The sequence below is a fragment of the Streptosporangium sp. NPDC002524 genome (genome assembly GCF_040295985.1).
Lineage (GTDB): Bacteria > Actinomycetota > Actinomycetes > Streptosporangiales > Streptosporangiaceae > Streptosporangium.
In genome coordinates this window covers 20675-45418 of record NZ_JBEOWK010000025.1, presented here as the reverse complement: position 1 = coordinate 45418, position 24744 = coordinate 20675, and the positions used below count along the sequence as shown (strand labels likewise).

At 71.6% G+C, this 24744-nt stretch carries 25 protein-coding genes; 10 read left to right on the top strand and 15 right to left on the bottom strand.

Annotated features, from left to right (window positions below):
- Positions 1–31: 31 nt before the first annotated feature.
- The 3 genes from ABT053_RS33550 to ABT053_RS33540 are packed head-to-tail and all read left to right on the top strand — an operon-like array spanning position 32 to position 2378.
- Positions 32–835 (top strand): urease accessory protein UreF, encoded by an 804-nt coding sequence (locus ABT053_RS33550; protein WP_350974597.1) that lies wholly within the window; start codon positions 32–34, stop codon positions 833–835.
- Positions 836–862: 27 nt separating this feature from the next.
- Positions 863–1531: an urease accessory protein UreG gene (gene ureG / locus ABT053_RS33545; protein WP_350974595.1), complete on the top strand. Its 669-nt coding sequence runs from the start codon at positions 863–865 to the stop codon at positions 1529–1531.
- Between the two features lie 4 nt (positions 1532–1535).
- A complete protein-coding gene (locus ABT053_RS33540) occupies positions 1536–2378 on the top strand; it encodes an urease accessory protein UreD (protein WP_350974593.1) in 843 nt (280 codons plus the stop codon).
- Between the two features lie 172 nt (positions 2379–2550).
- On the opposite strand, the gene era is transcribed toward ABT053_RS33540, so the two are convergent.
- The 7 genes from era to ABT053_RS33505 all read right to left on the bottom strand — a co-directional run bounded on the left by era (position 2551) and on the right by ABT053_RS33505 (position 8722).
- On the bottom strand, positions 2551–3471 hold the full coding sequence (era, locus tag ABT053_RS33535) for a GTPase Era (protein WP_350974592.1): 921 nt from the start codon (positions 3469–3471) through the stop codon (positions 2551–2553).
- Between the two features lie 17 nt (positions 3472–3488).
- Complete coding sequence (locus ABT053_RS33530) at positions 3489–3821, bottom strand: cytidine deaminase-like protein (protein ID WP_350974590.1); 333 nt, start codon at positions 3819–3821, stop codon at positions 3489–3491.
- 280 nt (positions 3822–4101) lie between these two features.
- The gene (locus ABT053_RS33525) at positions 4102–4671 is read right to left on the bottom strand and encodes a hypothetical protein (protein ID WP_350974588.1); all 570 of its coding nucleotides are present in this window, start codon (positions 4669–4671) and stop codon (positions 4102–4104) included.
- Positions 4672–5307: 636 nt separating this feature from the next.
- Positions 5308–6609 carry a hemolysin family protein gene (locus ABT053_RS33520; RefSeq protein ID WP_350974586.1) on the bottom strand — a complete coding sequence of 434 codons (1302 nt, stop codon included), beginning with the start codon at positions 6607–6609 and terminating at the stop codon, positions 5308–5310.
- Positions 6606–7088: an rRNA maturation RNase YbeY gene (ybeY, locus tag ABT053_RS33515; RefSeq protein WP_344742683.1), complete on the bottom strand. Its 483-nt coding sequence runs from the start codon at positions 7086–7088 to the stop codon at positions 6606–6608. Before ybeY ends, ABT053_RS33520 begins: the two co-directional genes overlap by 4 nt.
- 120 nt (positions 7089–7208) lie before the next feature.
- Entirely contained in the window at positions 7209–8276 is a 1068-nt protein-coding gene (locus tag ABT053_RS33510; RefSeq protein WP_350974585.1) for a PhoH family protein, read from the bottom strand.
- A 92-nt stretch (positions 8277–8368) separates the two neighbouring features.
- Entirely contained in the window at positions 8369–8722 is a 354-nt protein-coding gene (locus tag ABT053_RS33505; RefSeq protein WP_350974583.1) for a histidine triad nucleotide-binding protein, read from the bottom strand.
- A gap of 280 nt (positions 8723–9002) precedes the next feature.
- Here ABT053_RS33505 and ABT053_RS33500 point away from each other — a divergent pair, with 280 nt between their 5' ends.
- Entirely contained in the window at positions 9003–9482 is a 480-nt protein-coding gene (locus ABT053_RS33500; RefSeq protein WP_043655278.1) for a SigE family RNA polymerase sigma factor, read from the top strand.
- Between the two features lie 226 nt (positions 9483–9708).
- Here the strand turns inward: ABT053_RS33500 and ABT053_RS33495 are convergent, their stop codons facing one another.
- From ABT053_RS33495 to hrcA, 4 genes are all read right to left on the bottom strand, one after another.
- Positions 9709–10161 carry a hypothetical protein gene (locus ABT053_RS33495; RefSeq protein ID WP_350974581.1) on the bottom strand — a complete coding sequence of 151 codons (453 nt, stop codon included), beginning with the start codon at positions 10159–10161 and terminating at the stop codon, positions 9709–9711.
- Between the two features lie 174 nt (positions 10162–10335).
- Positions 10336–11067, bottom strand: a complete 732-nt coding sequence (locus tag ABT053_RS33490; protein WP_350974579.1) for a 16S rRNA (uracil(1498)-N(3))-methyltransferase — start codon at positions 11065–11067, stop codon at positions 10336–10338.
- A 396-nt stretch (positions 11068–11463) separates the two neighbouring features.
- Positions 11464–12606 carry a molecular chaperone DnaJ gene (gene dnaJ / locus ABT053_RS33485; protein ID WP_350974578.1) on the bottom strand — a complete coding sequence of 381 codons (1143 nt, stop codon included), beginning with the start codon at positions 12604–12606 and terminating at the stop codon, positions 11464–11466.
- Between the two features lie 14 nt (positions 12607–12620).
- Positions 12621–13634 (bottom strand): heat-inducible transcriptional repressor HrcA, encoded by a 1014-nt coding sequence (hrcA, locus tag ABT053_RS33480; protein WP_350974576.1) that lies wholly within the window; start codon positions 13632–13634, stop codon positions 12621–12623.
- Positions 13635–13816: 182 nt separating this feature from the next.
- Between hrcA and ABT053_RS33475 the strand changes: the two genes are divergently transcribed.
- The 3 genes from ABT053_RS33475 to ABT053_RS33465 are packed head-to-tail and all read left to right on the top strand — an operon-like array spanning position 13817 to position 16198.
- Positions 13817–14590, top strand: coding sequence for a hypothetical protein (locus ABT053_RS33475; protein ID WP_350974574.1), 774 nt, complete (start codon positions 13817–13819; stop codon positions 14588–14590).
- Between the two features lie 58 nt (positions 14591–14648).
- Positions 14649–15464 carry a DUF3097 domain-containing protein gene (locus ABT053_RS33470; protein WP_350974573.1) on the top strand — a complete coding sequence of 272 codons (816 nt, stop codon included), beginning with the start codon at positions 14649–14651 and terminating at the stop codon, positions 15462–15464.
- A 41-nt stretch (positions 15465–15505) separates the two neighbouring features.
- Positions 15506–16198 carry a DUF4870 domain-containing protein gene (locus ABT053_RS33465; protein WP_350974571.1) on the top strand — a complete coding sequence of 231 codons (693 nt, stop codon included), beginning with the start codon at positions 15506–15508 and terminating at the stop codon, positions 16196–16198.
- Positions 16199–16234: 36 nt separating this feature from the next.
- Here ABT053_RS33465 and hemW read toward each other — a convergent pair whose 3' ends face one another.
- On the bottom strand, positions 16235–17446 hold the full coding sequence (gene hemW / locus ABT053_RS33460) for a radical SAM family heme chaperone HemW (RefSeq protein ID WP_350974570.1): 1212 nt from the start codon (positions 17444–17446) through the stop codon (positions 16235–16237).
- A 228-nt stretch (positions 17447–17674) separates the two neighbouring features.
- A complete protein-coding gene (locus tag ABT053_RS33455) occupies positions 17675–18310 on the bottom strand; it encodes a hypothetical protein (RefSeq protein ID WP_350974568.1) in 636 nt (211 codons plus the stop codon).
- A 472-nt stretch (positions 18311–18782) separates the two neighbouring features.
- Here ABT053_RS33455 and ABT053_RS33450 point away from each other — a divergent pair, with 472 nt between their 5' ends.
- Entirely contained in the window at positions 18783–20060 is a 1278-nt protein-coding gene (locus tag ABT053_RS33450; protein WP_350974566.1) for a glycoside hydrolase family 18 protein, read from the top strand.
- A 63-nt stretch (positions 20061–20123) separates the two neighbouring features.
- Here ABT053_RS33450 and lepA read toward each other — a convergent pair whose 3' ends face one another.
- Positions 20124–21962 (bottom strand): translation elongation factor 4, encoded by a 1839-nt coding sequence (gene lepA, locus ABT053_RS33445; RefSeq protein ID WP_350974564.1) that lies wholly within the window; start codon positions 21960–21962, stop codon positions 20124–20126.
- A gap of 119 nt (positions 21963–22081) precedes the next feature.
- On the opposite strand from lepA, the gene ABT053_RS33440 reads away from it, so the two are divergent.
- Positions 22082–23038 (top strand): glycoside hydrolase family 18 protein, encoded by a 957-nt coding sequence (locus ABT053_RS33440; protein WP_350974563.1) that lies wholly within the window; start codon positions 22082–22084, stop codon positions 23036–23038.
- Positions 23039–23206: 168 nt separating this feature from the next.
- A complete protein-coding gene (rpsT, locus tag ABT053_RS33435; protein ID WP_350974562.1) occupies positions 23207–23479 on the top strand; it encodes a 30S ribosomal protein S20 in 273 nt (90 codons plus the stop codon).
- A 159-nt stretch (positions 23480–23638) separates the two neighbouring features.
- Here the strand turns inward: rpsT and holA are convergent, their stop codons facing one another.
- On the bottom strand, positions 23639–24610 hold the full coding sequence (gene holA / locus ABT053_RS33430) for a DNA polymerase III subunit delta (RefSeq protein ID WP_350974561.1): 972 nt from the start codon (positions 24608–24610) through the stop codon (positions 23639–23641).
- Between the last annotated feature and the right edge of the window lie 134 nt (positions 24611–24744).

Here is a 24744-nt window from a genome sequence, read left to right as displayed (position 1 = left end):
CTCGTCCAGCCGAAAGGAGACCCCGTAGCGCATGAACGCCGCGTTGCTGCTCCTGGCCGACTCCCGGCTGCCCGCCGGGGGCCACGGCCACTCCGGGGGCGCCGAGGAGGCGGTCAGGATCGGCGCGATCCACGACCTCGCCGGTCTCGCCGCCTTCCTGCGGGGCCGCCTGGCCACCGCGGGCCTGGTGACGGCCGCCCTCGCCGCCGCGGCCTGCGAGCTCGGCGCGGCCCACCTCTCCGCGAGCCCCCCGCCCCCGGCGGACGGCCCACCGGCGGAGGTCCCCGCACGGGCGAACGGTGTCCTCCCCGCTCCCACCCCCGCTCCCGCGAACGGCTCGTCCCCGCCCCCGGAGACGAGCCGTTCCGCGTGGGTACGGCTGGACGCGGAGGCCGACGCCAGGATCTCCTCGCCCGCCCAGCGGGAGGCGAGCCGCACGCAGGGCAGGCTGCTGCTGCGGACCTCGCGGAGGATCTGGCCCTCCCCGGTGCTCGACGCGCTGGCCGGGGCCGTCCCCCAGGGCGCCCACCACCCGCTCGCGCTCGGCGCGGTGGCGGCCGTGGCGGGGTGCTCCCCCGCCGAGGCCGCCCTCGCGGCGGCCTACACCTCCGTCACCGGACCCGCCACGGCGGCGGTACGGCTGCTGGGCCTCGACCCGGTCGCCGTCCACCGCCTGCTCGCCGAACTCGCCCCGGCCCTGGAAAGGGTCGCGGCCACCGTTCCCACCGGGGGGTCGGACGGATCGTGGGAGTCACTGCCCGCGCACGCCGCCCCCGCGCTCGACCTGCTCGCCGAACAGCACATCCGCGCAGATCTGAGGCTCTTCGTCTCCTGACGACCACCTGGAAGGACGGTGACCCCCATGGGCGCCAACCACGACGACCACCACCACGCCGCCGACCCTCACGGACGAGCACTGCGTCTGGGCATCGGAGGGCCCGTCGGCAGCGGCAAGACCGCGCTGACCGCGGCCCTGTGCCGGACGCTCGGCCCCTCGATGCGCCTGGGCGTGGTGACCAACGACATCTACACCACCGAGGACGCCGACTTCCTGCGCAGGGCGGGCGTGCTCGACCCCGAGCGGATCGTCGCCGTGCAGACCGGGTGCTGCCCGCACACCGCCATCCGCGACGACATCGCGGCCAACCTCGACGCGGTGGAGACCCTGGAGGAACGGTTCGGCCCGCTCGACCTGGTGATCGTGGAGAGCGGCGGGGACAACCTCACCGCGACCTTCAGCAGGGGCCTGGCCGACCGGCAGATCTTCGTGCTGGACGTGTCGGGCGGCGACAAGGTCCCGCGCAAGGGCGGCCCCGGCGTCACGACGGCCGACCTGCTCGTGGTCAACAAGACCGACCTCGCCCAGATGGTCGGCGCGGACCTCACGGTCATGTCGCGCGACGCGGCGGCCGTACGGGAGGGCAGGCCCGTGCTGTTCACCTCGATCAGGGACGACCCGAGCGCGCACGCGGTCTCCGAATGGGTCACCGGCCTGGTCGAGTCCTGGGCCCACGAGCACTCCAACGCCTGATCCCATGCCCGTCACCGACTCAGCCCCGGCTCCCGCACCCGCGCCCGTCCACGACGACGCCCCCGCGCCCGCCCGGCCCGTACGGCCGGAACCGGGCCCGGCCGGGCGGCGGTCGATGAGGGCGCGGGCGGCGATCGTCACCCGCCTGGACCCCGGCGGCCGGACCGTCCTCGCCACGATGCGTTCGGGGCCGCCGCTCACGGTGCGGGCGACCGCGCCGGGCCGGGTGCACCTGGTGTCCACCGCGGCGGGCCCGCTGGGCGGCGACGACCTCGCCCTCGACATCGAGGTGGCGCCCGGCACCGCGCTGGAGGTGCGGTCGGTCGCGAGCACGCTGGTGCTGCCCGGCCTCACCGGGGCCGAGTCGGTGATGACGATCACGGCCAGGGTCGGCGCGGGCGCCTCGCTGCGGTTCGCGCCGGAACCGACGGTGCTCGCGGCGGGCTGCCTGCACCGCACGGTCGTCCGGCTGGACCTGGCCGAGGACGCGCGGGTGCTCTGGCGCGAGGAGATCGTCTTCGGCCGGTACGGCGAGCGGCCGGGCCGTTGCCACTCGCGCTTCGACGCGGTCCTCGGCGGGGTGCCGCTGCTCCGCCAGGAGTTCGTGGTGGGCGACCCGGAGATCGACGGCAGCTCCGCCGTCTACGGTGACGCCCGCTGCGTGGGCAGCACCCTGATCACCGGGCGGGCACCCGAGACGGTGGTCGGGGACGGCTGGGCGGTCCTCCCGCTGGCCGGACCCGGCACCCTGGTCTCCGCGCTCGGCCGGGACGCCGTCGAGCTGCGACGACGGCTCCGGCAGGGCGAGAAGGCGACCACCCTCGACGAGCCGGGCCCTCGGCCGTAGAACCGCCTTCGAGGGAGCGTCCGGCTCGTCGGCAGTGGAACCACCCGTGAGGGGGCGGGGCCGAAGCCCCGGTCGTGGAACCCTGCACTCACTTGAGGGGACGGCCGGACCACCTCTGGGAGGGGCGGGGCACTCGGTAGCGGGACCCCCTCTGGGAGGGGCGGCCGGAGCGTCAGTCGTAGAAGCCCAGGCGGCGGAGCTGCTTGGGGTCGCGCTGCCAGTCCTTGGCGACGCTGATGCGCAGGTCGAGGTAGACGCGGGTGCCGAGGAGCGCCTCGATCTGCTGGCGGGCGCGGCTGCCGACGTCCTTGAGCCGGGACCCCTTGTGCCCGATCACGATGGCCTTCTGGGACGGGCGCTCGACGAACATGTGCGCGTAGATGTCGAGGAGGTCGTCGCGTCCCTCCCTGGGCAGCATCTCGTCGACGACGACCGCGATCGAGTGCGGCAGCTCGTCGCGTACGCCCTCCAGGGCCGCCTCGCGGATCAGCTCGCCGACCAGCACCTGCTCGGGCTCGTCGGTGAGCTGGCCGCCCTCGTACAGCGGCGGGCTCTCCGGGAGGTGCCGGACCAGCACGTCGGCCAGCACGTCGAGCTGCTCGCCCGACTGCGCGGAGACCGGGACGATGTCGTCGAAGTCGGCGAGCTGGGAGATCGCGAGCAGCTGCGTGGCGATCTGCTCGCGGGTCGCCAGGTCGCACTTGGTCACCACGGCGACCACCGGGGTCTTCTTGACGCCCGCGAGCTTCTCCGCGATGAACCGGTCGCCCTTGCCGATGGGCTCGTTGGCGGGCACGCAGAAGCCGATCACGTCGACCTCGGTGAGGGTGGAGAGCACCAGGCTGTCGAGCCGCTCACCCAGGAGCGTGCGCGGCCGGTGCAGGCCCGGCGTGTCGACGATGACGAGCTGGGAGTCGGGGCGGTGCACGATGCCGCGGATGGCCCGGCGGGTCGTCTGGGGCTTGGAAGAGGTGATCGCCACCTTCGTGCCGACCAACGCGTTCATCAGCGTGGACTTGCCGACGTTGGGCCGGCCGACGAAGCAGGCGAAACCGGCATGGAAATCAGCAGCTGAGGAACTCACGTCAACCATTGTCGCCGATGCCGGGCTCAGCTCTGACGCGGCGTCCCGTCGGGACCGGCCACGAGCACGGCCTCGCCGCCCAGATCGCGGACCGCCCGCGTGTCGGCGTCGGAGGGCCCGTCACCCGCCGTGACCAGCGCGGCGGCCTCCAGCGACTCCGCCCCGCTGGACACGGCCATCGCCACGGCGACCTGGAGCGCCGAGAGGGTCAGCGACGGCAGCGCCACGTTGGTCGCCGAGTAGGTCCGGCCGGTCTCGTCCCGCACGGCGGCACCCTCGGCGGCACCGTTGCGGGCACGGGCGGAACGGGCCAGCACGATGATCTTCTTGTCCTCGGGGTCGAGGGTCGCGTCACTCACGGCACAAGGGTATTCAGCTCCCGCCCCCACGGCGACCCGGCCCCGCCCACCCGGCCCCCTCATCGCCCGGCAGCTTCGTCCACTTTGTCCGGCTTGTCCACCTCGTCCACGCGATGCTCTCAGACGGCACCCTCCCGGACGGTGCTCACCCGGGTCGCTCTCCCCGGATGACGCCCCCTTCGCCGCGCAGGTGGCCTCCCACGCCCGGACGGTGCTCAGCCGGGGAACTCGCCGCCACCACCCTCCCGAGGGCGGCCTCCCGCGCCCGGACGGCGCCCTCCTACGCGCCGGCCTCGTCGACCTGGTCGACCAGCAGGCGGGCGAGCTGCCCGGTGCGCGTGGCGTCGACGTCCCTGACCCCGGCGTGCACCAGCGAGATCAGGGTGTGACCGCTGAGGGCGAACACCAGGTGCATCTCGTACGGGTACCCGTTCAGCCTGCCGTTCAGCCGCTTGGCCTGCACCCCGTCGCCGATCCAGCCCAGGTCCAGGTCGGAGACCCTGAGGGCGGTGCCGCGCCCCGCGACGGGGGCCCGCGCGACCGGGCAGCCGCCCAGCGCCTCGGTGAGCTCGCCGAAGTGGAGCGCCGCGTCGTCACCGCCGTAGGAGGCGAGGCCGAACCCGGCCAGCTCCCCGACCCCGTCGCCCTGGTAGGTCACGGCGGCCCGCGCTCCCAGCGCCCGCTTCGGCGGCCTGCCCCCGGCGGTGTCGAGGACGAGCCGGCAGTCCTCGTCGACGGCCTGGAAGGGGGCGCGCCAGCCGTTGCGCGGGCGGGCCGAGAACCCGTCCGGCAGGTCCCGCGCCTCGCCGAGCACCCCCCGCAGCCGGTTCAGCTCCGCGGCACGGTCCATCGCGTCGCCGGACCCCGCGCCGCCGCCACACCCCGCCAGCGTGCTCGATATAAGCCCACATAACACCGCAAAAACGACAAAACTCGTTCCCCGTGCCATGAGCATTCCCCCGATGTCATGGGCGAGGCGTCCCGTTCCCCACCGACTCGCTTTCTTCCCCGTCGGCAAAAGCGGCAATCATTCGATAAACGCCTAAGGGTGCCCTCAACCGCATTTCACGGTCGAGAACACCCTTGAGCGAGTGACGCAGAACAGCCTCGGAGCCCTGCGTGACTCTGTCTCCCCCGGAGCCGGTCCCTCGCACCGCGAACCCCTCCGGGCGCCGGGACCTTCTCCACCGGCTCCCGCGCGACCGGGTGCCGTGGGAGAAGCATCACGCGCCCCACTTGCAGGAGGCTTGCGGACGGCTTGGGAACGGATCACCCACCCGGACCCGCCCGGCGGGACCACGCGCCCCGAGCCACCCGCCCGGAGCACCCACCGGGATCATCCTGAGCCGTCGGCGGGATCGTCCGCCCGGGAACCGTCCCGAGCCGTCTTGAACTGCTTTGAGCCGTTCCGAGCCGCCCGCCGGAATCAGCCCGGCCGATCACCTGTCCCGAACGATCCCCGGGCCGCCACGACGGCCCGGGGTCCTCACTGGTCGGCGGAGGCCGAGACGGAGTCGGACTCGACGGGAATCGCCCTGGTGACGAGGACCGTACCGATCCGGTTGCGGCGCCCGGCGAGGCTCTCGGCCGTCAGGCTGAGCCCCTCCACCACCGCCTGGGAACCGGCGATCGGCACCCGGCCCAGCGCGTGCGCCAGCAGCCCGCCGACGGTCTCGACGTCGTCGACCTCCAGCTCGATGCCGAACAGGTCCTCCAGGTCGCTCACCGGGAGCCTCGCGGTCACCCGGACCGCGCCGCCCTCCAGCGGCTCCACCCTGGGCGCCTCCTGGTCGTACTCGTCGGCGATCTCACCGACGATCTCCTCCAGGATGTCCTCGATGGTGACCAGGCCGGCCGTGCCGCCGTACTCGTCGATGACGATGGCCTGGTGGATCTGGCGGGCCTGCATCTCGCGGAGAAGCTGGTCGATCGGCTTGCTCTCCGGCACGTAGGTGGCCGGGCGCATGAGGGACTCCACCGGCTCGGCGCGCCCGTCGTCACCGGTGTCCTGCACCCGGCGCGCGATGTCCTTGAGGTAGGCGATGCCGATGACGTCGTCCTCGTTCTCGCCGACCACGGGGATCCGCGAGAACCCGCTGCGCAGGGCGAGCGAGAGGGCCTGGTTCAGCGTCTTGCCGCGCTCGATGAACACCATGTCGGTGCGGGGCACCATGACCTCGCGGACCAGGGTGTCGCCGAGCTCGAAGACCGAGTGGATCATCTCCCGCTCGTCGGGCTCGATGACCCTGCGCTCCTCGGCCAGGTCGACCAGGTCGCGCAGCTCGGCCTCGGAGGTGAAGGGCCCCTCGCGGAAGCCCTTGCCGGGCGTCACGGCGTTGCCGAGCAGGATGAGCAGCTTGGGCAGGGGGCCGAAGATCCGGGTCAGGCCGTAGACCAGGGGCGCGCTGGCGAGCGCGATCGGCTCCGCGTGCTGGCGGCCCAGCGTGCGCGGGGAGACCCCGACGATCACGTAGCTGACGACGATCATGACGGCCGCCGCGGCGGTGTAGGCCCAGCCCTGGTCACCGAGCCAGTCGATGAAGAGCAGCGTGGCGATCACCGTGGCGACCAGCTCGCAGCTCAGCCGGAGCAGGAGCAGCAGGTTCAGGTAGCGCGGCGGGTCGGCGACGATGGCCTGCAGGCGCTCCGCGCCCCGGCGGCCGTCGCGGACGAACTCCTCCGCGCGAACCCTTGAGATGCGGGTCAGGGCCGTCTCCGCGCTGGCGATCAGCCCGCCGACCACGACGAGGACGACGGCCGAGAACAACCACCCGTTGGCGAAGTTCACCGCTGGGGGCGCACCTCCCGCCACGACTCCAGAAGCTCGCCCTGCAGGCCGAACATCTCCTTGTGCTCCTCGGGCTCGGCGTGGTCGTAGCCGAGCAGGTGGAGGATGCCGTGCGTGCACAGCAGCTCCAGCTCGGCCTCGGTGCCGTGCCCGGCCTCGGCCCCCTGCTTGGCGGCCACCTGCGGGCAGAGCACCACGTCGCCGAGGAGCGCCGGGTCGGTGGGCGCGTCGCCCTCCTGCCTGGCGCCCGCGCCGGGACCGGGGCGCAGCTCGTCCATCGGGAAGGCGAGCACGTCCGTGGGACCCGGCTCGCCCATCCACTGCTCGTGCAGCACCGACATGGCCTCTTCGTCGACGACCAGGATCGACAGCTCGGCGAGCGGGTTGATGCCCATCCGCTCCAGCACGTGCCCCGCCAGCGAGACGATGAGCCCCTCGTCGATCTCGACGCCGGACTCGTTGTTGACCTCGACGCTCATCGGCCGTTCCTCGCTCCCCGCTCGCCGCGCGACCGGTCCGTGCCGCACGACCCGGTCCGCCTCCCGCGGAGGAGCCGCTCCGTGCTCATCGCTCGCCCACCGCTTCCCGACCGGCCGCTCTCATGATCTCCCCCGGGGGCGCTGCTTGACCACGCCCTTGATCTGCTCCACCGCGCTGCTCTGGCGCTGCGTCTCGTCGTAACGCCCGTACGCGTCCACGATGTCTCCCACCAGCTTATGCCGCACCACGTCGGCACTGGTCAGGCGACTGAAGTGGATGTCGGAGATGCCGTCGAGGATGTCCTGGACGACCCGGAGGCCGCTCTGGGTGCCGTTCGGCAGGTCGACCTGGGTGACGTCACCGGTGACGACGATCTTCGAGTTGAAGCCCAGCCGCGTCAGGAACATCTTCATCTGCTCCGGCGAGGTGTTCTGCGCCTCGTCCAGGATGATGTAGGCGTCGTTGAGCGTACGGCCGCGCATGTAGGCCAGCGGGGCGACCTCGATCGTGCCCGCGGCCATCAGCCTGGGGATCGAGTCGGGGTCGAGCATGTCGTGCAGCGCGTCGTAGAGCGGGCGCAGGTAGGGGTCGATCTTCTCGTAGAGCGTGCCCGGCAGGAAGCCGAGCCGCTCGCCCGCCTCGACCGCGGGGCGGGTGAGGATGATCCGGTTGACCTTCTTCTCCTGGAGGGCCTTCACCGCCTTCGCCATGGCGAGGTAGGTCTTGCCCGTGCCGGCCGGCCCGATGCCGAAGACGATGGTGAACCTGTCGATCGCGTCGACGTAACGCTTCTGGTTCACGGTCTTCGGGCGGATGGTCCGGCCCCGCGAGGAGATGATGTCCAGGGAGAGAACCTCGGCGGGCCGGTCGGAGGTCATCCGCAGCATCGCGATGCTGCGCTCGACCGCGTCGGGCGTGAGCTGCGCGCCCGCCCGGACGAGCTCGGACATCTCCTCGAAGAGCCGCACCACGGTGCTGCTCTCCTCGGGGCTGCCGGTGACGGTGATCTCGTTTCCCCGGACGTGGATGTCGGCGCGGAAGGCGCCCTCGATGACGCGCAACAGCTCGTCGCGCGAGCCCAGCAGGCTGACCATCGACTGATCGTCCGGAATAACCACCTTCGCCTGGGTCCGGCTGGCACCCCGGGACCTCGGCGGCGTTCTGCTGGAATCGTTTGTCTCGGACATGAGCGGGCCTTACGGCCTGTTCGCCTCCAGATATAGGCGTGGAACTTCACCGCCATGCTAGCCGCGATCGCCGAGATCGCGCCTACCGGTTTTCAGCCGGGCGGCCACCGCAGGTCGCGCCCGCCGACCACGTGTCCGTGCACGTGGAAGACGGTCTGCCCGGCCGCGGGCCCGGTGTTGAACACGAGCCGGTAGCCCACCTCGGCGACCCCCTCCCGCTGGGCGACCGCGTGCGCGGCCTTGATCACCTCGTCGGCCAGGCCGTGGTCGGCGGCGGCGAGGGCCGCCGCGTCCCGGTAGTGGTCCTTGGGGATCACCAGCACGTGGGTCGGCGCCTGGGGGTTGACGTCGCGGAAGGCCAGCGTGCGATCGGTCTCGTGGACGATCTCCGCGGGAATCTCCTTGGCCACGATCCTGCAGAACAGGCAGTCGGCTTCACTCACCATGCAGGCACCATACCGCTGAGGACGTTGCGAATCGGTGATGGTTCCCGTCCGCAAACAAAGATCCGCCCGGATATGGTGGGTGTGCAAAACTTCAACCACGACAGCCCTTTGCGCGCAGCAATATATGGCCGCCTGGCGAGGACACGACTGGGTCATGCCCCCTAATGAACCGGAAGAGCGTAAACCCTCTGGGAAGGCCAAGCGTCCCACTGATGTGACCACCGAGACCCTCGTGGCCGACAGGTCGCTCGGGGCGGTGCCCGTCGGATGGGATGCCGACATGGCCGTTACCGCGCTCTACAGCGCGCACTATCGGTCTCTTGTCCGTCTCGCCGTCTTACTCGTCCGCGATATGGCAACCGCGGAGGAGGTCGTGCAGGACGCGTTCGTCGCCATCCATGGCGCCTGGCGTCGACTGCGCGACACCGACAAGGCACTGGCCTACCTGCGACAGTCGGTCGTCAACCGATCACGTTCGGTGCTTCGGCACCGGGCGGTCGTCGAGAAGTACGCGCCCAAGGGCATGCCCGACGCGCCGAGCGCCGAGAACGGGGCGATCGGCGAGTTCGAGCGTTCCGCCGTCATCGAGGCGCTGCGCGGGCTGCCCGCACGCCAGCGGGAGGCCCTGGTCCTGCGTTACTACGGAGACCTGTCCGAGGCGCAGATCGCCCATGCGATGGGCATCAGCAAAGGCGCGGTCAAGAGCCACACGGCTCGCGGCATGGCCGCCCTACGAACCTCACTGGAGCAACTGTCATGACCGACTCCCCGGATGAGTACGGCGAGCTGCTTCGCCGCGCGCTCAGCGCGGAGGCGAACTCGGTCGTTCCCTCCCCGGACGGGCTGGAGGTGATCCGCGGCCGCATCGAGCGGCGCGGGATCCGCCGGCTGGTGTGGTGGCGCGCGGGAGCCTCCGTCGCGGGCGCGGTCCTCGTCGCGGCGACCGTGGTCATGATGGTTCCCCAGTTCCGCGAGGAGGTGGGCCGTCAGGTGAGGTCCGTGGGGGCCAACATCACCGAGTCGACCCCGCCCGTCGACGGGTCCGCCACCTCGCGCCCCCCGGCGCCCGACCCGCGTCCGCCGTCCGCCCACGCCCCGCTCCCGGCCGTCAGCAGGTCGGAGCCCGGCGCCACCATGCTCCCGCCGAGGCCCACGTCGTCCAGGAGCGCGGCGGCCAGCGCGCGGCCGACCTCCAGGACCACCCAGACGACGACGGCTCCCAGGCCGGCCCCGACGCCGACCCCCACCTGCCCCACCCCTCTCGACAGCCCCACCGTCGAGCCCAGCGGGATCTTCAGGAAGTGCGAGGAGATCGAGGCGACACCGACGCCGACACCCACGAAGACGAGGCCGCCGGCCCCCTCGGAGAGCCCGTGCTCACCCGACGGATGCGCGCCCTCGGACGACGCGTCGCCCCCCATGCCCACGGAGGCGAGCACCCCGATCCCGATCCCGACCCAGAGTTAGCGCGGCGACCGGTCACGGTGACCCCTGACCGGTTCTCTTCCCTCCGGCCCTTCCCGGGGCCTCACGAAGCCGTCCCGGGCCTCACGGCGCGGACGCGGCAGGAGGGCCCGCCGGAAGGTGACCGGCCGCCGTATCTCAGCGGGATGTCACCAGCGGCCACTGCGCGTCTGGAGCACCGCCGCCGCGACGACCCCGGCGGTCGAGGTGCGCAGCACCGTCGGCCCGAGCAGCGCCGGCACCGCCTTCGCCTCACGGAACGCGGCGATCTCCTCCCCCGACACCCCGCCCTCGGGTCCGACCACCACGACGATGTCGCCTCCGGCCGGAAGGGGCAGGCCGGACAGCGGGGCCGCGGCCTCCTCGTGCAGCACCACCCCCAGCGCCGCCGCCGACAGCAGGGCGGCGACCTTCGCGGTGGACGCGAGCTCCGTCACCTCGGGCAGGTGGAAACGGCGCGACTGCTTGCCCGCCTCGCGCGCGGTGGAACGCCAGCGGGCCAGCGCCTTCGCCGCCCGCTCGCCCTTCCACTGGGTGACACACCTTGCCGCGGCCCAGGGGACGATCACGTCGACCCCCGCCTCGGTCATCATCTCCACGGCCAGCTCGCCCCGGTCGCCCTTGGGCAGGCCCTGGACCACGACCAGGCGCGGTGACGGCACGGGAACGTCGTGGCGGCGCAGCACCTCGACCCCGAGCGAGTCCTTGCCCGCCTCGGTCACCACGCACTCGGCGACGGAGCCCGCCCCGTCGGTGAGGTCGAGCCGCTCCCCGGCCCGCAGCCGCCGTACGGCCGCCGCGTGGCGCCCCTCGGGGCCGCCGAAGACGAACGCCGGTCTGGCCAGGTCGGCGGGGTCGGCCAGGAAGACCGGGACGGTCATCGGCCGACAGGGCCGTCAGGGCCGGACGGGCCGCCGGAGCCCGCAGGGCCGGGGCGCCGCGCCCCTGAGCCCGCCCAGGCCGGGCGACAGGCCCCGGAGCGGACCCGGGCGGGGCGACCCGCCCGGAGGCGAGCCGGGCCGCGCCCACGCGACCGGGAGCGGGCCTGCGAACGGGCCCGGCCGGTTTCCGTCGAAGACGCGCCGCGGTCGGCGGTCGTCAACGGCGTCCCGCGGTCGGTGACCGTCGAAGACGCCTCACAGCCCGCGGCCGTAAAAGGCATCCTGCGGTCGGCGACCGTCGAAGACGCCTCACAGCCCGCGGCCGTAGAAGGCATCCCACGGCCGGTGACCGTCGAAGACGTCCCACGGCCGGTGGCCGTCGAGGGCGCTTCGCAGTCAACGGCCATTGAAAGCGTCCCGCAGGCGGGAGAAGAAGCTCTGCTGCCCGGGGGCGAACTTGCCCGGCGGGCGCTCCTCGCCGCGGAGCCTGGCGAGCTCCTTCAGCAGCCCCTCCTGCTCGGCGTCGAGGCGGGAGGGGGTCTCCACGTTCACGTGGATCAGCAGGTCGCCGCGCCCCGTTTCGTTCAGGCGCTGCACGCCGCGCCCGTAGAGCGGGATCGTCTGGCCCGACTGCGTGCCGGGACGGATGTCGAGCTCCTCGGCGCCGTCGAGCGTCTCCATGGTCAGGATGGTGCCGAGCGCGGCCGCGGTCATCGGGATCTGCACGGTGCAGTGCAGGTCGTCGCCGCGCCTCTCGAAGATCTCGTGGGGACGCTCGACGATCTCCAGGAACAGGTCGCCGGGCGGGCCGCCGCCGGGGCCGATCTCACCCTCGCCGGCGAGCTGGATGTGGGTGCCGTCCTCGACCCCGGCCGGGATGCGGACCTTGATGGTCCGCCGGGTGCGGACCCGGCCGTCGCCGGAGCACTCCTGGCAGGGGTTGCGGATGATCGACCCGAAGCCGCCGCACTGGGGGCAGGGGCGGGAGGTCATGACCTGGCCGAGGAAGGACCGGGTGACCTGGGACACCTCGCCCCGGCCGTGACACATGTCACAGGTGTCGGGGTGGGTGCCGGCCGCGGCGCCGGAGCCCGTGCAGACGTCGCAGACCACCGCGGTGTCGACGACCAGCTCACGGGTCGTGCCGAAGCCCGACTCGCGCAGGTCGAGCTCGACCCGGATGGTGGCGTTGCGCCCGCGCCGGGCACGGGAACGGGGACCGCGGCCACCGCCGCCCCCGGCCGCGCCGAAGAAGGCGTCCATGATGTCGCTGAACGGGAAGCCGGCGCCGAAGCCCCCGGCCCCCGCGCCGCCACCCGAGGCGAACGGGTCGGCACCCATGTCGTACATCTGCCGCTTGCTGGAGTCGGACAGGACCTCGTAGGCCTGGGTGATCTCCTTGAAGCGTTCCTGGGTCTCGGAGTCGGGGTTGACGTCGGGATGCAGCTCGCGCGCCAGGCGGCGGTAGGCCTTCTTGATCTCTTCCGCACTGGCGTCGCGGCGCACCCCGAGGGTGCCGTAGTAGTCGCTCTTAGCCACTTTTCGTTGACCTCTTATGATGCAGCCAGGATCTGGCTGACGTAGCGTGCCACCGCGCGCACCGCGCCCATCGTGACCGGGTAGTCCATTCGCGTCGGGCCCAGCACACCGAGCCGGGCCAGTTGCTTGTCCCCAGAACCGTATCCGGCGGCGACGATGGACGTGCCCTGGAGTCCGGTGTAGGGGTTCTCCGAGCCGATCCGCACGGTCAGCGCCGAAAGGTCGGAGGTCTCACCGAGCAGTCGCATGAGCACGACCTGCTCTTCCAGAGCCTCCAGCACGTCGCGGAGCCCGACGGTGAAGTCGGCTCCCGCGAGGTTGGCGGCTCCGGCAAAAACGATCTTCTCATCGTGCCGGTCCACCAGGGACTCCAGCAGCACTGACAGGATAGTGGCAGCGAGCGGCCGGTCCTCCGTGGGCAGCAGCTCCGGCAGGTCCGCGACCTTGTCGGGGACGCTGGTGAGCCCGCACCCGTCGAGGGAGGCGTTGAGCATCGCGCGCAGGTGGGCCACGCGCTGCTCGTCGACGACGTTGGGCAGCTCGACCACGCGCTGCTCGACCCTGCCGGTGTTGGTGATGAGCACGAACATCAGCCGGCGCTCGCTCAGCGGCACCAGCTCGACGTGCCTGACCGTCGAGTGGGTCAGCGTGGGGTACTGGACCACGGCGACCTGCCGGGTGAGCTGGGCGAGCAACCGCACCGTCCGCATGACGACGTCGTCGATGTCCACGGCGCCGGCGAGGAAGCTCTCGATGGCCTTGCGCTCCGCGCTCGACAGGGGTTTCACCTGCGAGAGCCGGTCGACGAAGAGCCGGTAGCCCTTGTCGGTGGGCACCCGGCCGGCGCTGGTGTGGGGCTGGGCGATGTAACCCTGCTCCTCCAGCACCGCCATGTCGTTGCGGATCGTCGCCGGGGACACCCCCAGGTTGTGCCGATCCGCGAGGGCCTTCGAGCCCACCGGCTCGTTGGTGGACACGTAGTCCTCGACGATGGCGCGAAGCACGGCGAGCTTTCGGTCGTCGACCAACGTGGTCACCTCCCTGCCTGCGTTCAGAGGGAAACACGAGGTTTGGCACTCTGTGTTCCCGAGTGCCAAGTGTACGGCCCCGTCGCGGAAGGCGCGATAAGCAAGAGCTGCGGATGATGACGGCAAGCCGTTGTCAAGTCAACTGCTATCGCGATCCAAGCGGCACCCACCACAATTTGGGCATGTCCCAAGATTTCAGTTCTTATCCGGGCGACGCCTCCCGCGGCCCCGGTCACGGCGGCCCCCAGCAGCCGTACGGCCAGCAGCAGTACGGCCAGCAACCGTACGGCCAGCAGCCCCCCTCGTACGGTTACGCGCCTCCCGGCTACGGCGCCCCGCAGGGACCGCCTCCCCCCAGCGGGAAGATCAAGCCTGGTATCGGGTGGATCGTCGGGGCCTGGCTGATCGCCCTGGTCAGCGTCATCGTCGGCATCGGCGGCTTCGCCGGGGGCATCTTCAACGCGGTCACCGACGCGGCCCCGACGCAGACCTTCGCGCCGGGCCAGGCCGCGACGGTCGCGATCGACCCCGCGGACAAGCCCGCGATCTACGTCGCCACGGGCGGGCCCACCCAGTTCGAGTGCACGCTGAAGGGCGGTACGGGCACCCCCAGGCTGCAGAAGCCGGACCTCCAGCAGACCGTCGCGGGCCCCGACGGCGTCACCTGGGAGATGGGCCTGCGGGTCGGCGTGGACCAGGCGGGCGACTACCAGGTCCAGTGCTCCGCCGACCCGGCCGAGGGCACGACCTTCGGCGTGGGCAAGGAACTGGCCGCCGACTCGCTGGTGGGCGGGGTGGTCGCCCTCTTCGTGATCCCCGCCGTCGGGATCCTGCTCGCCATCCTCGTGACGATCGTCGTACTGGTGAAGCGGAGCGGCGCCCGCAAGCGCCGCGCCGCCTCGGTGCCGGTGGGGCAGTGGGGACAGCCGGGACAGCCGGGACCGTACGGCAGGTGACGGCGGGGTTTGCTAGCGTCCCACCTGATCCCCGGCGAGAGAGGGTGGGCGGTCGGTGATGTACGAGCGTGACGTTCTGGCGGGAGACTGGCGGCGCCCGCGCAGGGGGACGATCCCCCAGGTGCCCGCGGAGCTCGACCTGGTCGTCGAGGACGCCGACGGCGGCTTCTGCGGCGCCGTGGTGGCCTGCGACAAGGAGGCCGTCACCCTGGAGGACCGCTTCGGGCGCCGGCGGGTGTTCCCGCTGGAGCCGGCCGCGTTCCTGCTGGAGGGCAAGGTGGTGACGCTCGTGCGGCCCGCCGCCGCGCCGCGCGGCCCCAGGCGGAGCGCGTCGGGCTCCATCGCGGTGGAGGGCCTGCGGGCCCAGGTCGCCAGGGAGAGCCGGATCTACGTGGAGGGCGTGCACGACGCCGCGCTCGTGGAGAAGGTGTGGGGGCACGACCTGCGGGTCGAGGGGGTGGTCGTGGAGTACCTGGAGGGGATCGACCACCTGCCCTCGATCGTCGAGGAGTTCGGGCCGGGGCCGGAGCGGCGGCTGGGCGTGCTCGTCGACCACCTGGTCCCCGGTTCCAAGGAGAGCCGCATCGCCGCGCGGGTCTCCTCGCCGCACGTGCTGATCGTCGGGCATCCGTTCGTGGACGTCTGGCAGGCGGTGAGGCCGGACGTGCTCAAGATCCCTTCCTGGCCGTCGGTGCCGCGCGGCGTGCCCTGGAAGGAGGGCGTCGTCGCCGCGCTGGGCTGGAACGTGGAGCCCGCCGCGGCATGGCGCCGCATTCTCGGATCGGTCACGACATATGCCGATCTGGAGCCTGAGCTCCTCGGCCCCGTCGAGGAGCTGATCGACTTCGTGACGGTTCCCGGCGAGGATGGCTGAGCCGTCAATCCACCAGGGCCGTCAACCCATCAGGAGGGGACATGAGCGAGAACCCCGAGGACCCACCGGGCGACGACCGGACCCGGCGCATCGGCGACCCCCCGCCCGGCCACACGTGGCCGGGCCGCAGCACCCCGCCCCCCGGGCAGGGATACGGCCGGCCGGACGAGGGTTACGGGCAGCCGGACCCGGGTTACGGGCATCCGGGCCCGGAATACGGCCGCTCGGGTCAGGGATACGGGCAGCCGGACCCGAGGTACGGGGGTTACCCGCCCCCCGCCTCCCCGTACGACGCCGGCGGCTACCAGAACGGCCACCAGGGGGCCCAGCAGCCCGGATACCACCAGTACGGCGGCTACGGCTCCCCGCCGGGATACGGCTACCAGGCCCCGCCGGGCACCTACGGCGCGCGGCCGGGAAGCGACGACACCACCATGGCGATGCTCGCCCACCTGCTGGGCCTGCTCACCTCCTTCGTCGGGCCGCTGGTGCTCTTCCTGGCGAAGAAGGACGAGTCGCCCTACGTGCGCGACCAGGCCGCCGAGGCGCTCAACTTCCAGCTCACGGTGCTGATCGTCTACTTCGTCTCCTGGGTCCTGGCGTTCGTGCTCATCGGTTTCGTGCTGATGTTCTTCCTCTGGATCGGATCGATCGTCATGGCGATCGTCGCCGCGGTGGCGGCCAACCGGGGAGAGAGATACCGCTACCCGGTGAACATCCGCTTCGTCAGCTGACCCGTCCGCCGGCCGGGAGCGGCACCGGGTGGAGCCTCAGGTGAGGTCGCGGACCAGCGCGTCGGCCAGCAGGCGGCCACGCAGGGTGAGCACCGCGCGGCCCGCCTTGAACGGCTCCACCTCCAGCAGGCCGTCGGCGAGCGCGCGGGCGACCACCGGGGGCCGTTCCAGCTCCGCGAGCGGGAACCCCCCGGCGAGCCGCAGCTCCAGCATCAGCCGTTCCACCGCCCTGTCCTCGGGGCCCAGCACCTCGCGCGCGTGCGCGGGCGAGGTGCCCGCGGCCAGGCGCTGGGCGTAGGCCGCGGGGTGCTTCACGTTCCACCAGCGGGTGCCGCCGACGTGGCTGTGCGCCCCGGGCCCGACGCCCCACCAGTCGCCGCCGGTCCAGTAGAGCAGGTTGTGCCGGCACCGCCCGGCCTCCGAGGTCGCCCAGTTGGACACCTCGTACCACTCGAACCCCGCCTCGGCCAGCATGGCGTCGGCGATCAGGTAGCGGTCGGCGGCCACGTCGTCGTCGGGCATCGGGAGCTCGCCGCGCCTGATCCTGGCGGCCAGCTTCGTCCCGTCCTCCACGATCAGCGAGTACGCGGAGACGTGGTCGGGCCCCGCCTCGATCGCCGCGGCCAGCGACGCGCGCCAGTCGTCGTCGCTCTCCCCCGGCGTGCTGTAGATCAGGTCGAGGTTGACGTGGTCGAACCCCGCCTCCCTCGCCTCCCGTACGGCCCGCGCGGGGCGGCCGGGGGTGTGGCGGCGGTCGAGCACCTGGAGCACGTGCTCGCGGGCGCTCTGCATCCCGAAGCTCATCCGGTTGAACCCGCCCGCGCGCAGCTCCGCCAGGTAGGCGGGGTCCACCGACTCGGGGTTGGCCTCGGTGCTCACCTCGGCGCCGGGGGCGAGGCCGAACTCCTCCTCGATCGCCCGCAGGATCCGTACGAGGTCACCGGCGGGGAGCAGGGTGGGGGTGCCCCCGCCGAAGAAGACGGTCTCGACGGGGAGGCGCGCGGCGCCGAGATTGGCCCGCGCCCGCCGCACCTCGTCGATGGCGGTGTCCGCGTAGTCCTTCTGCGACGCGCCGGGGCCGAGCTCGGAGGCCGTGTAGGTGTTGAAGTCGCAGTAACCGCACCGGGTCACGCAGAAGGGGACGTGGACGTAGAAACCGAAGGGCCGCTCGCCGAGCCCGGCGAGCGCGCTCTCCGGCAGCTCACCCGAGGCGGGCGCGGGATCCCCGTCGGGAAGGGTGGATGGCACGCCCCAAGTCTGCCGCCTCCCCGGCGATGCGCGGTACGCCGTCTCCCGGGGGCTCCTCCCGGGCGTCGGATCTCGTGCCCGTCCTCCCGGGGCTCCCACCCAGGCGTCAGGTCTCGTACTCGTCCTCCCAGAGGCTCCTCCTGGCCGTCGGGTCTCGTACTCGTCCTCCCGGGGACTCCCACCCAGGCGTCAGGTCTCGTACTCGTCCTCCCGGAGGCTCCCCGGGCGTCAGATCTCGTGCTCGTCCCGCACCGGCAGGCCGTACCGCCGGGCGAGGGGGTTCCACAGCCGCAGGAAGCCCCGCTTGGCCGTGGTCGCCTCGCCGGAGAAGGCGAGGCCCCGCCGGTAGTCGTCGTCGCCGCTCCAGGCGCGGTCGCAGTCGGCCTCCTGGCGGGTCGCCCAGGCGAGGAACGCCTCGTCGGCGTCGTACGAGGCGGTCAGGGCCCTGGTGAGGCGCGTCTTGACCGCGTCGCCGCCGTCGAGCTCGCCGGTGTCCAGCGCGCCGACCTGGACCACCTGCTCGCGGCGGGCCGCGGTGATCCGCTGGAGCGTGGCGAGCCCGGTGGCGGTGCCCTCGCAGGAACGCAGCTGGTCGAGGGCCGAGCCGAGGCCCGACCGGGAACCGCCGCTGTCGGCGAGCAGGGCGTCGAGGACCCTGGCCTGGGTCTCGGCGTCCTGGGGCCGCTGGGGCCCCTGGGCTCCCTGGGGGGCACGCCCCGCCGCGGGTGTCCCGGTCTCGGCCTCCGCCCGGTCGCCGGTCGCCGCCCCGACGCCGCCCGCCACGGACGTAGCGCCGTCTCGCGGGACGAGCCGGAAGGCGCCCGCGGCGACCAGCGCCATCGCGAGGACCGTCGCCGTCGCCACCAGCGGCCAGACCTTGCGATCCCCGCGGGGCGGCCGGTCCCGGCCCCGGTCCGGCGGCGCCGGGGGCGGGTCCCCCGCCGGGGGGCGCCAGGGCCGCTCGTCCGGGGGGAGGTGCTGCTGCCAGTCGGCGGGATCCTGCCGCCACTCTCCCGGCGGGACGCGGGCCCCGTCCTGGGGAACGCCCGGCTGGGGCCGGGCCGGTGGGAGGCGGTCCGGTGAGGACTGGTCCGGCGGTGGCTGACCCCCCGTCGACGCCCCGCACCTGGGGCATCGCGACAGCCCGCTCACAGGGGTGCCACATCGGTTGCAGAACGCCTGCTGCTCCATGCCTTACCAAGTTAGCCGAAGCATCCCGCCGTCCACCGGTCAAAACGCCGTTGGCCGTTGACGGCCAGATCACGCAGGTCTACGATCCGTGAAAACTTAAAGGAAAGTTTCCTATAAGTTACTATTCCAAGCAGTGGAGAAGCCCGTGCAGAGACTCCTCCGTAAAGTGATCGCGGCAGCCCTCGCCGCGGGTCTCGCGGCGGTGGCCCTACCGGCCCCGGCCCAGGCCCAGACCCCCCAGGGACACGGCGACCGCTACAAGCGGGTCGCCTACTTCATCCAGTGGGGCGTCTACGGTCGCAACTACCACGTCAAGGACATGGACACCAGCGGCGCCGCCGCCAAGCTGACCCACATCAACTACGCCTTCGGCTTCGTCAACGCCGAGGGCTCCTGCTACTCCCCCGACCCGTGGGCCGACTGGCAGCGCCCGGTGCCCGCCGAGCAGAGCGTGGACGGCGTCGCCGACGCGGCGGGCCAGGCGCTGAACGGCAACCTGAACCAGCTGAAGAAGCTCAAGGCCAAGCACCCCGGCCTCAAGGCGCTGATCTCCCTCGGCGGCTGGACCGGCTCGAAGTACTTCTCCGACGCGGTGCTGACCCCCGAGGGCCGCGCCAAGCTGGCCGCCTCCTGCATCGACCTGTGGCTCAAGGGCAACCTGCCCGGCACCGCCCCCGGCACCGGTGCGGGCGTGTTCGACGGCATCGACCTCGACTGGGAGTGGCCCGGTTCCTCCGGCGAGGTAGGCAACGTCATCCGCCCCGAGGACAAGCGGAACTTCACCCTCTTCGTCACCGAGATCCGCCGCCAGATGAACGAGTTCGACCGGCGCACCGAGCTCACCGCCTTCCTGCCCGCCGCCGCCGCGAAGATCGACGCGGGCTTCGAGGTCCGCGACGTCTTCAAGCAGCTCACCTTCGCCACCGTCCAGGGCTACGACCTGCACGGCTCGTGGGAGACCGTCACCGGCCACAACGGCAACCTGTTCACCGACCGGCGCGACCCCAACCCGGTGAAGTACAGCGTGGACCAGACCGTCCGCGACTACATCACCCGCGGCGCACCCGCCAAGAAGATCGTGGTGGGCGTGCCGGCGTACGGCCAGGGCTGGACCGGCGTCACCGGCGGCAAGAACGGCCTGTACGGCACCGCCACCGGCCCGGCCCCCGGCACCTTCGCCGCCGGAAGCGAGGACTACAAGATCCTCGTGAACAAGCCGGGCAAGCGCTACCGCGACCTGCTGACCGGGTCCGTGTGGCTCTACGACGGCAACGAGTTCTGGTCCTACGACGACCCGGCCTCGCTGCTCCAGAAGGCGGCCTACATCCGCCTGAAGGGCCTCGGCGGCTCGATGATGTGGTCCATCGACCAGGACGACACCAGGGCGTCGCTCACCTCGGCGCTCTACAGCGTCCTGCGCTGAGCGACCCTCTCATACCGGGCGAGGCCGCAGGATCTGGGTCATCTGCGGTCTCGCCCGCACGTTCTACTTCTTGGCCTTGTCCGTGGAGGACTCGGTGGAGAGCGCGGCGACGAACGCCTCCTGGGGCACCTCGACGCGGCCGACCATCTTCATCCGCTTCTTGCCCTCCTTCTGCTTCTCCAGCAGCTTGCGCTTGCGGGAGATGTCGCCGCCGTAGCACTTGGCGAGGACGTCCTTGCGGATGGCGCGGATGTTCTCACGCGCGATGACCCGGGCCCCGATGGCCGCCTGGATCGGCACCTCGAACTGCTGCCTGGGGATGAGCTCGCGCAGCTTCTTCGCCATCTCGACCCCGTAGGCGTACGACTTCTCCCGGTGGACGATGGCGCTGAAGGCGTCCACGGCCTCGCCCTGGAGCAGGATGTCGACCTTGACCAGGTCCGACTCCTGCTCGCCCGAGGGCTCGTAGTCCAGCGAGGCGTAGCCGCGCGTCCGGGACTTGAGCTGGTCGAAGAAGTCGAAGATGATCTCACCGAGCGGCATGGTGTAGCGGATCTCGACGCGGTCCTCGGACAGGTAGTCCATGCCCTGCAGGTTGCCCCGGCGGTTCTGGCAGAGCTCCATGATGGCGCCGATGAACTCCGAGGGGACGAGCACGGTCGTCTTGACCATCGGCTCGAAGACCTTCTCCACCTTGCCGGTGGGGAACTCCGAGGGGTTGGTGACGACGACCTCCTTGCCGTCCTCCATGATCACCCGGTAGACCACGTTGGGCGCGGTGGAGATGAGCGAGAGGTTGAACTCGCGCTCCAGCCGCTCGCGGACGATCTCCATGTGGAGCAGGCCGAGGAAGCCGCAGCGGAACCCGAAGCCCAGGGCCGCGGAGGTCTCCGGCTCGTAGTCGAGGGCCGCGTCGTTGAGCTGGAGCTTGTCCAGGGCCTCGCGGAGGTCGGGGTAGTCGTCGCCGTCGATCGGGTACAGGCCGGAGAAGACCATGGGCTTGGGGTGCTCGTACCCGCTGAGCGCCTTGAGTGCCGGGCGCGTCACGGAGGTCACCGTGTCGCCGACCCGCGACTGGCGGACGTCCTTCACGCCGGTGATCAGGTAGCCCACCTCGCCGACGCCGAGGCCCTGGTCGGCGATCTTCGGCTCGGGCGAGATGACGCCGATCTCCAGCGTCTCGTGGGCCGCGGTGGTGGACATCATCAGGATGCGCTCGCGCTTGCCCAGGTGGCCGTCCATCACCCGGACGTACGTGATCACGCCGCGGTAGGTGTCGTACACCGAGTCGAAGATCAGCGCGCGGGCGGGCGCGTCGGCGTCGCCGACCGGGGCCGGGACGTTCGCCACCACGTGGTCCAGCAGCTCGCGGACGCCGATGCCGGTCTTGCCGGAGACCCTCAGCACGTCCTCCGGCTCGCAGCCGATGAGGTGGGCGATCTCCGCGGCGTACTTCTCCGGCTGGGCGGCCGGAAGGTCGATCTTGTTGAGCACCGGGATGATCGTCATGTCGTTGTTCATGGCCAGGTAGAGGTTGGCCAGCGTCTGCGCCTCGATGCCCTGCGCGGCGTCGACCAGCAGGATCGCGCCCTCACACGCCTGGAGCGACCGGGAGACCTCGTAGGTGAAGTCGACGTGCCCGGGGGTGTCGATCATGTTGAGGACGTAGTCGGTGTCGCCGACCTTCCACGGCAGCCTGACCGCCTGCGACTTGATCGTGATGCCGCGCTCGCGCTCGATATCCATCCGGTCGAGATACTGGGCGCGCATGGAACGGTCGTCGACCACTCCGGTGATCTGCAGCATGCGGTCGGCGAGCGTCGACTTGCCATGGTCGATATGCGCGATGATGCAGAAGTTGCGGAGCACAGCGGGGTCGGTCTGGCCAGGCTGAATGCGCACCGGGGTCCGTTTCAACAGATTGATGACGATCACACGGCTGGCATGCCAGCCGTCTTCCATGGTGACATGTCCGGGTGATTGCCCGGACCAGAGCACGGCGCGGCCTGCGGTTCCTCGCTATGGTGGCTGCCCTGCTCCTCGCGCTTCCAGGGGTGGCCGTGGCCACCCTCACCCTGCAGTTTACCGGGACACCCGCCCCATGGGCGAAGACGACCGGCCACGACGCCCTGTGGCTGGGCCACGCGTGGGTCGACGGCCGCAAGACGGCCGAGGACGTGCGCACCCTCGCCGCCCGGCTGCGGAAGACCGGGATCAAGGACGTGTACGTCCATTCTGGCCCGTTCGACCCCGACGGCACACTACCCCCGGGCAAATACCCGAAGGCGGCCGACTTCCTGAAGTGGTGGCGCGAGGAACTCCCCAAGGTCAGGGTGTCGGCCTGGCTCGGCCAGAAGGTCGACGGCGTCCTGGACCTCGACGACGCGCCCTCCAGGCAGCGCGTGCTGGACGGCGCCCGCGCGATCACCGCACTCGGCTTCGACGGCGTCCACTACAACTTCGAGCCGATCGGCGACGGCGACAGCGACTTCCTGGACCTGCTGACCCGGACCCGCGCGATCGTGGGCGACGGACTGCTCTCCACCTCGACCCCGCAGATCGAGCCGTTCCCGCTCGTCCGCCCGGCCGCGCGCGCCGCCACCGGCCGCGACAAGTACTGGTCGCCCGACTACTTCCGCCAGGTGGCGAAGCTCACCGACCAGGTGGCGATCATGACCTACGACTCCTACCTCCCCTTCCCCTCCGTCTACGGCGGCTACGTCGTACGGCAGAGCTCGCTGGCGCTGGACCTCGTCCCCGAGGAGAAGACGGTGCTGATCGGCGCCCCGGCCTACCACGATCACGGCGTCTCCTGGGCCGACGAGGCCGAGAGCGTCGAGAAGGCGGCCAGGGGAGCCCGGCTGGCGCTGACCGCGTACGGCAAACCGCGCGAGCGGTTCGGTCTGGCGCTCTACGTCGATTTCGCCGCGACCAGGGAGGACTGGGCGGAGTACGAGAAGTTCTGGTTCAAGCCGTGAGCGTTCCGGTCCGAGCCATCGAGACCACACGCTAAACTGATCAGGCATCCTTCTGCCTGGCCTGTCGATTTGAGTGTCGGCCACGGCAGTTGGTAGCCTAGTCAACTGCGTGTGGCGCGCCCTCTCTGCCCGCGCGCCCCATCCAACGACATTCACCGAGGCTTCTTCGTGGCGAACATCAAGTCCCAGATCAAGCGCAACCGGCAGAACGAGAAGGCCCGGCTGCGTAACAAGGCTGTCAAGTCTTCCCTGAAGACGGCCATCCGCAAGTTCCGCGAGGCCGCCGACCAGGGTAACGTCGAAGAGGCCGCCGTGCTGCAGCGCGCCGCCTCCCGTCAGCTGGACAAGGCCGCCAGCAAGGGCGTGATTCACAAGAACCAGGCCGCCAACCGCAAGTCGGCGATCGCCCAGCGCGTCGCCGCCCTGTCGGTCGCCAAGTAGCTCCAGCAGCTCCAGGTTTCGCGAACGCCGCACCCCCCGGGGATGCGGCGTTCTTGCGTCTCCGGCCGGCTTCCCCTGATACGCCCGAACACCGTCTGATCTCCCCGGCGCGGCCCACGCCCGTCTCACGTCACAGGCGGACTTCTTCCCCCGGGGCGCCTAACGCCCCGTGCGGCTGGCGACCACGGTCTGGACCATGTGCTCCAGCGCGTACGCGGGGTCGGCGCCGCCGCCCTTCACCTGCGCGTCGGCGGTGGCGGCGGCCTGGATCGCGCGGGCGAGGCCCTCTGGCCCCCAGCCGTTCAGCTGCCGCTGGACTCGGTCGATCTTCCAGGGCGGCATGCCGAGATGGCTGGCGAGCTGGCCGCCCCGGAGGTTGCGGGGCGCGCCTCCCACCTTGGCCAGCGAGCGCAGCCCCCCGGCGAGCGCGCTCACCAGCAGGACCGGCGCCGTGCCGGTCGAGAGCGCCCAGCGCAGCTGCTCCAGGGCGTCGCCCAGCCGCCCCTCGACGGCCGAGTCGGCCACGGTGAACCCGCTCACCTCGGCCCTGCCCCGGTGGTAGCGCGCGACGGCGGCCTCGTCGATCGTCTTGCCGGGAGTGTCGAAGGCGAGCTGGCTGCACGCGGCGGCCAGCTCACGCAGGTCGTTGCCCACGGCGTCGAGGAGCGCGGAGGCGGCGTCGGCCCCGATGGTGCGTCCGGCCCGCTTCAGCTCCGCCTTGACGAACGCGAGGCGCTCGGCCGGCTTGGTCACCTTGGTGACGGAGACCACCTGGGCTCCGGCCTTCTTGACCCCGTCGACCAGGGCCTTCCCCTTGACGCCTCCCGGGTGGACGAGGACCAGCACGGTCTCGTCCGCCGGGTGGACCGCGTAGGAGACGATCTCGGCGATGACGTCCTTGCCGAGGTCCTGGGCCGAGCGGACGACCACCACGGACCGGTCGCCGAACAGCGAGGGCGACGTCATGCGGGTGAGCTCTCCGAGCTCCATCTTGGAGCCGGGGAGGTCGTGCACCTCGGCGGTCGGGTCGGCGGCCTTGGCCGCCGAGGTCACCTCGCTCACCGCGCGATCGGCCAGGAGCTCCTCGTCGCCGAGTATCAGGATCACGGGTGCCGGATCGGTTGCCGCCATGTCGAGCAGCATGCCATGTCCCGGTGACCGGATGGGCCGTCGGCAAGTTGTTCGCAATCGGAATGCAGGTGCCCCGGGGCACTGTGAGGACAACACAGGAGGTGAGAACCATGACAAACTCCACTATTCGCCGC

Bases quoted from the DNA above. Each gene is read 5' to 3' on its own strand.
- era (WP_350974592.1), bottom strand. From the start codon at position 3,471: ATGGTTGACGTGAGTTCCTCAGCTGCTGATTTCCATGCCGGTTTCGCC.
- ABT053_RS33500 (WP_043655278.1), top strand. From the start codon at position 9,003: ATGGCCGTTACCGCGCTCTACAGCGCGCACTATCGGTCTCTTGTCCGT.
- ABT053_RS33550 (WP_350974597.1), top strand. From the start codon at position 32: ATGAACGCCGCGTTGCTGCTCCTGGCCGACTCCCGGCTGCCCGCCGGG.
- ABT053_RS33525 (WP_350974588.1), bottom strand. From the start codon at position 4,671: ATGGACCGTGCCGCGGAGCTGAACCGGCTGCGGGGGGTGCTCGGCGAG.
- ABT053_RS33440 (WP_350974563.1), top strand. From the start codon at position 22,082: ATGGTGGCTGCCCTGCTCCTCGCGCTTCCAGGGGTGGCCGTGGCCACC.
- ABT053_RS33490 (WP_350974579.1), bottom strand. From the start codon at position 11,067: ATGACCGTCCCGGTCTTCCTGGCCGACCCCGCCGACCTGGCCAGACCG.
- ABT053_RS33470 (WP_350974573.1), top strand. From the start codon at position 14,649: ATGTACGAGCGTGACGTTCTGGCGGGAGACTGGCGGCGCCCGCGCAGG.
- ybeY (WP_344742683.1), bottom strand. From the start codon at position 7,088: ATGAGCGTCGAGGTCAACAACGAGTCCGGCGTCGAGATCGACGAGGGG.
- ABT053_RS33465 (WP_350974571.1), top strand. From the start codon at position 15,506: ATGAGCGAGAACCCCGAGGACCCACCGGGCGACGACCGGACCCGGCGC.
- ABT053_RS33475 (WP_350974574.1), top strand. From the start codon at position 13,817: ATGTCCCAAGATTTCAGTTCTTATCCGGGCGACGCCTCCCGCGGCCCC.
- ABT053_RS33510 (WP_350974585.1), bottom strand. From the start codon at position 8,276: ATGTCCGAGACAAACGATTCCAGCAGAACGCCGCCGAGGTCCCGGGGT.
- ABT053_RS33540 (WP_350974593.1), top strand. From the start codon at position 1,536: ATGCCCGTCACCGACTCAGCCCCGGCTCCCGCACCCGCGCCCGTCCAC.
- holA (WP_350974561.1), bottom strand. From the start codon at position 24,610: ATGGCGGCAACCGATCCGGCACCCGTGATCCTGATACTCGGCGACGAG.
- ABT053_RS33505 (WP_350974583.1), bottom strand. From the start codon at position 8,722: ATGGTGAGTGAAGCCGACTGCCTGTTCTGCAGGATCGTGGCCAAGGAG.
- ureG (WP_350974595.1), top strand. From the start codon at position 863: ATGGGCGCCAACCACGACGACCACCACCACGCCGCCGACCCTCACGGA.